Source organism: Falsiroseomonas oryzae (assembly GCF_027856955.1).
Taxonomy (GTDB): domain Bacteria; phylum Pseudomonadota; class Alphaproteobacteria; order Acetobacterales; family Acetobacteraceae; genus Falsiroseomonas; species Falsiroseomonas oryzae.
The window spans coordinates 1-4,842 of the sequence record NZ_JAPSMD010000404.1 but is presented as its reverse complement, the minus strand read 5'-3'; the positions used below and the strand labels follow the sequence as shown (position 1 = coordinate 4,842).

The following is a 4,842-nucleotide window of genomic DNA, read 5'->3' as shown; positions in this document are numbered from 1 at the left end:
CGGTAGCCCAGCGTCGCCTTGCCGATGCCGGGCGGCCCCGCGACCAGCCAGGCATGCGGCAGCCGGCCGGAGCGCGCCGCCGCCTCCAGCGCCGCCGCCGCCGCCTGGTGCCCGACGAGGTCCGGGTTGCCGCGCACCGGCGCGTCCTCGTCCGGCTCGAACTCCACGGGCTTCGGCGCGCGCGCCATCAGGCCAGTCCCTGCATGGCGCGCATTCTCCCACCCGCGGCTGCGGGCGGGAACCCGCCCTCACACGCCCAGCCAGTGGTCGCCGTGGATGATCCAGGCGGCGCCGGCGCCGGCGTTGAAGCTCGACTGCCCGACGATCACGTCGTCCAGCCCGTCGCCATCCACATCCCCCGCCCCGGCAACGGAGCGCCCGAAGAACCCGTCCGTCCCCTCGAACTTGATCACCCCTGGCGTCGCCAGGCTCTGCACCGCCACGGTCGTGGCCGTCGGTCGGCCGAGCACCAGCCAGGCATCGCCGTTTCCGCCGCCGACCAGCAGGTCCGCGTAGCCGTCTCCGTTCACGTCGCCGGCGCGGCTGAGCCGGCTGCCCGCCCCATCCAGCGCGTCCACCCCGTTGAACCGGACGACGCCGGGCGCCGTGGTGAGGTTCAGCGGCGACGTCAGGCTGCCGCCCGGCACGATGAAGACGGAGCCGCGCGCGCCGTTGTTGCCGGGCGCGCCGATGGCGAAATCGTCGATCCCGTCGCCGTTCCAGTCGCCGATCACCGCCGCGGCCCGGCCGAGCTGGTCGCCCGCCACCGTGGGGCTGATGGTGACGAAGCCGGCCCCGGCGCCCAGCGAGATGGTCCCGCCCCAGCCATTCGCCTTGCCGAGCAGCACCCAGGCGCCGCCCGCCCCGCCATTCACGCCCGGCGAGCCGATGACCAGGTCGTCGAAGCCGTCCGCGTTCACGTCTCCGCCGCCGCCGAGCGAGGTGCCCTGGTCGATGCCGGTCAGCCCCGTACTGATGCGCGTCACCGACCCGTCGGCCAGCCCGATCTGCTTCAGCCGGTTCTGGCTGCCGAGCAGGATGGAGACGTAGCCGCTGGCCGCCTTGCCGCCGATGCCGATATCCGCCAGCCCGTCACCGTTCAGGTCGCCGGCCGCGACGTTCACGTCACCCACCTGGCCGGTCACGGCTTCGCCGAAGGCGACGGTGTTGCTGGTGCCGTCCGTCAGGAAGCCGGCCGATTCGCCAACGACGGCGAAATCCGACCGCGTCCGTCCGCGGAGCAGCGACACCACGCCATCCACCGGCTGCGGCGCCAGGCTGCCCTGCTCAAGGAAGGGCAGCAGCGGCAGGCCGATTCCGACATCGTCGTAGCTGTCGCCGTCCGTGTCGCCGAAGCCGCCCACCCAGCGCCCGGCCTGCGCACCGCTGAGCGCGTCGGAAATGAAGCGGACAGACCCGTCCGTCAGGCTGAAGTTCGTGCCGAAGCCGCCCTGCCTCCCCCAGACCAGCCAGCTTGCGCCGTCGCCGCCGTTGAAGCCGGGCGCGCCGACCAGCAGGTCCGGCCGCCCGTCGCCATCCGCATCCCCGGCGCTGCCGACCGCCGAGCCGAAGCCGCTGCCGGCCGGCCCGTCCAGCCTCGTCACGCGCAGGTTCCACGGCGTGGAGGGCCCGATGGGGACCACCGCGGGCGCGATCTTCCAGGTGACCTCGCCGAGTTGCAGTTCCTCGATGGAGAAGAGCAGGTCCGCGCCGGCGGGGTCGGTCATCAGCAGGGCGCCGCTGAGCAGGCGGCGCAGCGCCACCTCTTCCAGCAGGAAGGGCGAGACGATGGTGTCCCAGCCCAGCCCGCCTTCCAGCCGGTCATTGCCCGGCCCGCCCTCCAGCCGGTCGTTGCCGTTGCCGCCGCGCGCCGTGTCGTCGCCCGCGCCGCCGCGCAGCGTGTCGTTGCCCGCATTGCCCGTCAGCGTGTTCGACAGCGCATTGCCCTCGATCAGGTTGTCCAGGTTGTTGCCGGTGCCGGTCAGCGCGCCGGGCAGCAGCACGAGGCCCTCGAGGTTGATGCCGAGCGTCCAGTTCAGCGCCGTCCGCACGGTGTCGAAGCCCTGGTTCGGCCCCTCGATCGGCAGGTCGCCGGCATCCTCCACCTCGTAGGTGTCGTTGCCCGGCCCGCCGCGCAGCGTGTCCAGCCCTGCCCCGCCGATCAGCAGGTCGTCGCCGCCACCGCCGAGCAGCGAATCATTGCCACCCTCCCCCAGGATCGTGTCGGCACCGTTCAGGCCGGAAATCACGTCGTTCCCGGCCCCGCCTGCCAGCAGGTTCGCCAGGCCGTTCCCGGTCAGCGTGTCCGCCAGCGCAGATCCGACCAGGTCCTCCATGCCGAGATAGACGTCGCCGAGCGCCGCCCCGGCAAAACCGCCCTCCACGAGGGATGCACCGACGCCGACCACGTCCACCAGCGTGGCGAAGGACAGCGTGTCGCGCCCGGCACCGCCATGCAGCGTGTCGTTCTGCGAGATGTCCTCCAGGAACAGATCGTCGCCGTCGCCACCGGAGACGGAATCAGAGCCGCCGCCGCCGAGCAGCGTGTCGCCGCCCTGCCCGCCCTCCACCGAATCCGTGCCGTTGCCGCCGGCAAGCCGGTTGTCGCCCGCCGATCCGACCAAACTGTCCGCCTGGGCGGAGCCCGTCACGTTCTCGATGTCGAGAAGGACGTCGCCGGCTGCCTGACCGCCCAGGGCGAGCCCCGAGGCCAGCACGATCGTCACGGCCACGGCAGATGCGGCATAGTTCGCCGTGTCCCGGCCGCCGCCGCCGTTCAGCGTATCCGCGCCGTCCCCGCCATCGAGCAGGTCGTCGCCCTCGCCGCCGAGCAGCAGGTCGTTGCTGCCGAAGCCGTAGATGCTGTCGCCGCCGCCGAGGCCGGACAGCGTCTCCGCCCAGGGGTTGCCGCTGATCGTATCGTCGCCTTCGGTCATCGGCGCCGTTCCTCCCGCCTGGTGCACCGGGCGGAAGCGCTGCGTTCACGACGCTGGGCGAATTCCACTCACGGCTGCGGGCAGTGTCGCGCGCGTCACTTATATGCGTCCAGCGCGAATTTTTGGGAAATGGCGTTCGCCATGGCCGCGAAGACATGCTCTTGCGCCTGGCCGGCGTCGATGACTTGGCAGCGTTCTGGCTCCGCCGCGGCGATTGCCAGGAAGCCGGCCCGCACGCGGGCATGGAAACCGGTATCCAGCCGCTCGTAGCGGTCGGCTGCCGCGCCACGCGCCGCAGCGCGCGCCATCCCGGCGTCCGGCGGTACATCGAGGATCAGCGTCAGGTCGGGCGAGAGCCCTTCCAGGGCCAGTTCCGCCAGGCGGCGATAGACCTCGCCCGGCACGCCCTGGCCGTGACACTGGTAGGCGCGTGTGGAATCGGCGAAGCGGTCCGAGATCACCCAAAGTCCCGCCGCCAGGGCGGGCCGGATGGTGGCGACGACATGCTCCCGCCGCGCGGCGAACATCAGCATCGCCTCTGCGACGGGATCGAAGCCCTGCCCGTTCAGCAGCACTGCGCGGATCGCCTCCGCTCCGGCCGAGCCGCCGGGCTCGCGCGTCAGCAGTACCGGGACGCCGAGGCCAGAGAGATGGGCGGCGAGGCGGCGTGCCTGGGTGGACTTCCCGGCGCCCTCCCCGCCTTCCAGCGTGATGAAGCGGCCGGGCGCGTGTCCGCTCACCCGCGCCTCAGCTGCCGAACCAGCGCCCGATCACCGCCGGGATGCGCGGGATCAGCCCCAGCCGGTCCACATCGGCGCCGGCGATGAGCTTCACCTCCATCTCCGGCACGCCCTGGCCCGACACCACGAGCCGCCCGAGCTCCTGCCCCTTGGCGATCGGCGCGGGGACCGGCGATTCGAAGCGCACGCGCGCCTGCAGGCTGCGTCGCCACTGCCGCGGCAGCGTGAGCACGAGGTCCTGGCCGGAAACCAGCGGCACGGTCGGCCGCTCGCCCAGATACACGGGAACTTCCTCCACCGTCTCGTGGGCGCGGAACATCACGACGTTGTCGAACTCGCGGAAGCCCCATTCCAGCAGCCGCTCGCTCTCCTCCGCGCGCTGCCGCATGGAGGTCAGGCCGTTCACCACCAGGATCAGGCGCCGCCCACCGCGCACCGCACTGGCGGTGAGGCCGAAGCCAGCTTCCTCGGTGTGGCCGGTCTTGAGACCGTCCGCGCCAGGCACGCGCGCCAGGGTGGGGTTGCGGTTCTCCTGTGTGATGTCGTTCCAGCGGAAGCTGCGCTCATTGTAGAAGCGGTAGTATTCGGGGTGATCGGTGATGATCCGACGCGCCAGCACCGCCAGGTCGCGCGCGGTCATGCGGTGCTCGGGGTCGGGCCAGCCGGTCGAGTTGCGGAAGTTGCTGTTGCGCAGACCGATCCGGCGCCCGGTCTCGTTCATCAGCTCGGCGAATTGCTGCTCCGACCCGCTGATCCCTTCGGCCAGGACGATGCAGGCGTCGTTCCCGGACTGCACGATGACGCCGCGCGCCAGGTTCTCCACGCTGACCTGCGTGCCGATCTGCACGAACATCTTGGACCCGCCCATGCGCCAGGCGCGCTCGCTGACCGGCATCAGCTGGTCCATGCGCAGGCGGCCCTGCTTCAGCAGGTCGAAGACGACATACATCGTCATCAGCTTCGACATGGAACTCGGCGGCATGCGCTCGTCCGGGTTCTTCTCGAGCAGCACGGCACCGGTCTCGAAATCGACCATGATCGCCTGGCGCGCTGCGGTATCCACCGGCCCCAGCGGGCTGCTGGCCGGCGTGGAGGGCGGCGGCGCCGGGCGCTGCGGCGGCCGCTGCTGGCCCTGCTGGCCGGGGCGCTGCTGCGCCAGCGCCGGC

The 4,842-nt window shown here is 71.9% G+C and carries 3 protein-coding genes and 1 pseudogene; all 4 read right to left on the bottom strand.

Going from position 1 to position 4,842, the window contains the following annotated elements:
- Window positions 1-188 (bottom strand): annotated as a pseudogene (locus OZN99_RS25565) (hypothetical protein); the annotation flags it as partial.
- A 60-nt stretch (window positions 189-248) separates the two neighbouring features.
- The gene (locus tag OZN99_RS25560; protein WP_270938055.1) at window positions 249-2,936 is read right to left on the bottom strand and encodes a beta strand repeat-containing protein; all 2,688 of its coding nucleotides are present in this window, start codon (window positions 2,934-2,936) and stop codon (window positions 249-251) included.
- 95 nt (window positions 2,937-3,031) lie between these two features.
- Window positions 3,032-3,676, bottom strand: a complete 645-nt coding sequence (tmk, locus tag OZN99_RS25555; RefSeq protein WP_270938054.1) for a dTMP kinase — start codon at window positions 3,674-3,676, stop codon at window positions 3,032-3,034.
- Between the two features lie 7 nt (window positions 3,677-3,683).
- Window positions 3,684-4,842, bottom strand: a 1,159-nt coding sequence (locus OZN99_RS25550) for a D-alanyl-D-alanine carboxypeptidase family protein (RefSeq protein WP_333779771.1), incomplete at its 5' end; no start/stop codon positions are given.

Bases quoted from the DNA above. Each gene is read 5' to 3' on its own strand.
- OZN99_RS25560 (WP_270938055.1), bottom strand. From the start codon at position 2,936: ATGACCGAAGGCGACGATACGATCAGCGGCAACCCCTGGGCGGAGACG.